We start from the raw sequence: 2672 nt of genomic DNA on the forward strand, positions 1-2672 counted from the left end.
CCCTGGGCAATCAGGTTGACCACCTTGAGCTCGGACTCGGTCAGGCTGTCCCAGCCCGTTTTTGCCCGCGGGCGCGTGACGATGCGACGTTCCACTCCTAGTCGGCGCAGCGCGCGGCCGACCCGGCGCGCATCGGCAATCGCCTCGCGCTCGATGTAGGTGTCAAATGCCGCGTTCAGCTGGTCAAGCGCCTCAGCAGTGCGCTGCGCACGAGCCAACTGGCCGCCGGCATCCTCGGCAGCGCTTGCGTAAAGAAGCGGCCGCCCCGACGAGCGAAGCAACTCCGCCGCCGACACCAAGGCCTCGACGTCACGTTCGACTATCCCGCGGGCGTATCGGGCGACTCCCGAGAACAGCGGCAGCGGTGGCCGCTCACGCTCCAGCGCCTCGGTGGCCTGCAGGACGCGCGCGCGCAGGCCGGCATCGCCGGCGGCCGAGGTAACCCGCGCACTCAGGATCACCAGATCAAAGACCTCAGGTGTGAGAGGTGTCCCCAGAAGGGTGATGCCGCCGAGCCAGCGCATCGCGTCATGGACGTCGTCGCGCTGCCACGCCGCCAATGCGAGCACCTGCGCCGCCGCCCGACGTACCACAGAGGCGCCGGTTGGGTAGGCGGCACGTGCGTCATTGGCCACCTGCTGCAGCAGGTTTCGATCATCGGTATGGACCGCCACTTCGGCCAGCAGCGCCAGGCGAATCATGTCCAGGTCGGTCGCGCCTGTCCTCGGCGAGCGTGGCAGGGATTCCACCTCGGCACGAGCTGCGGACAACCGGCCCGCTGCGAGATGGACCCACGCATCGATGTCAGCCCAAATGCCAAGGGCCATCGCGTTACCTTCCCGGCGAGCTTGCTCTGTTCCATTGGCGATCTGGGCCGCAGCGTCGTCCAACCGACCGATCACTGCCAGCACGTTGGCGTGGTGCGCTGCGAGCAAGTCATGGGCTGGCGTCGGATCACTCGCGCCGGCCAGCGCGCAAGCCTGCTCGAGGCGGCGCAGGGCCCGGCCCGCATACCCGTCCGCACAGTCCAGACAAGCAAGCGTGACATCTGCCACGATTTTCGACTCGAGATCGTCGGTTGCTGCCGCAGCTGCGGCGGCCTCGTCGGCCGCCCCACGTTGTTGCCCAGGTTGGTCGTACAACAGGTTGTAAGCCAACAGGGCCAGATGGCGCGCCCGGGTGACCTCGCTGATGTCGCTCAACTCGAGCGCGCGCCGATTCTCTTCCACCCGCCGCTGGGCGCTGTACATGTTGATTGTCGGGAGCCGGAGGCGAATCTCCGCCTCCTCCTCGGGCGAGGCCGCCCGTGCGAGCGCCGCCACGGCCAATTCTTCGGCCTCCTCGTAGCGGCTGGCCCGGTTGAGCCACTCCACAGTTTCGGCAACCAGCGAGCCGTGCTCAGCGTCATCAGTGGGTAACAGCTCCAGCGCGCACTTGCACAAGTCCGCCGCCGCACTCGCATCGCCGCGACCCGCGAACTGAGCGGCCTGCCGCAGCGCGCCGATAGCCTCCTTGTCCCCGGGCTCCGCGCTGCGTGCCAGCTGGGTAGCCACCTCGGCCGGGGCCGCCCCCATCCCCAGCATTGCCGACGCCGATTGGCGCTCCATCGCCCGGCGCAGCGACTGCGGCAACGACTGCCGGGTGGCCTCACGCAATAGATCGTGACGAAACCTCAGCCGCTCACCATCTTCGACGAAAAGGTCGGCACGCACCGCCTCCTCGAGCGCGGACAGCAACGATGCCGGCGAACGCTCCAGCATCGTGGCGAGCAAGCCGGCCGAAAACCGGTCCGGCAGCACTGCGGCCACCCGCACCACCTGTGCCGCTTCACTGGACAGCAGGTCCAGCCGCTGGTCCATCGTTGCGCCCAGACGCCGCGGGAGCCCGTCTCCGGTCGCCCCGGCACGGCCGCCATCGACAGTGAGCCGACCCTCCTCGCCCAGCCCGCTGACAACCTCGGTGACCAGAAACGGATTACCGTGGGCCTTGGCGGCCAGATTCAGCAGCGACGCATCGGCTTTCGCCCGCACCGCGTCACAGACCATATCGGCGACAGCGTCCGACGTCATGGCCGCCAACCGCACAAATGTGGCGTTCGTGCGGTGCAGCACCGACAACGTCTCCTGCACCGCCGGGCCGCCGGCCCCGGTGCGGGCGGTCAACACCCACAACACCGGCGCATCCGGACGCACTCCGGCCAGCGACCGCAGCGCCAACAGCGTGCCATTATCGGCCCAATGGATGTCCTCCAACACAATCACCAGCGGAGTCTGTGCGGCCGCCGCATGAATCGCGTCGGCCAGATCGCGCACCACCCAGTAGCGCAGATCCGCCGTGCCGCCCAGCCGGCGCAGCGCCTCGGCGTCTCCCACCGGGGGATCGGCGTGCAGGGTGGCCATGAACAGTGAGAAGAATGGAACCGTCTGCTGATACTCGAACGCCTCGCCGAATAGTGACCGGACACCGGCCTTTTCGGCGAGCCCCAGAACCTCGGTGAGCAAGCGGCTCTTTCCGATGCCCGGCGGCCCCTCGATGACCAGCACGCCCCCGCGCCCTTGGGCCACCCCGGTCACCAGCGCGCCGATCAGTTTCAGCTCGTCTGACCGCCCCCGAATCGGCGGAGTGACCAGCCGCCGACCGCCGACGTCAAAAATGCCGGTTGGAGGCCCCAC

Annotated in this window: 1 protein-coding gene; it reads right to left on the reverse strand. The window is 68.4% G+C overall.

Features of this window, described 5'->3' with window-relative positions:
* Positions 1-2672: AAA family ATPase (locus A5686_RS16475; protein ID WP_369829715.1), on the reverse strand; the 2672-nt coding region annotated here is incomplete at both ends.

The sequence above is a fragment of the Mycobacterium sp. E2479 genome (assembly GCF_001667925.1).
In the GTDB taxonomy this organism is placed as follows: Bacteria; Actinomycetota; Actinomycetes; order Mycobacteriales; family Mycobacteriaceae; genus Mycobacterium.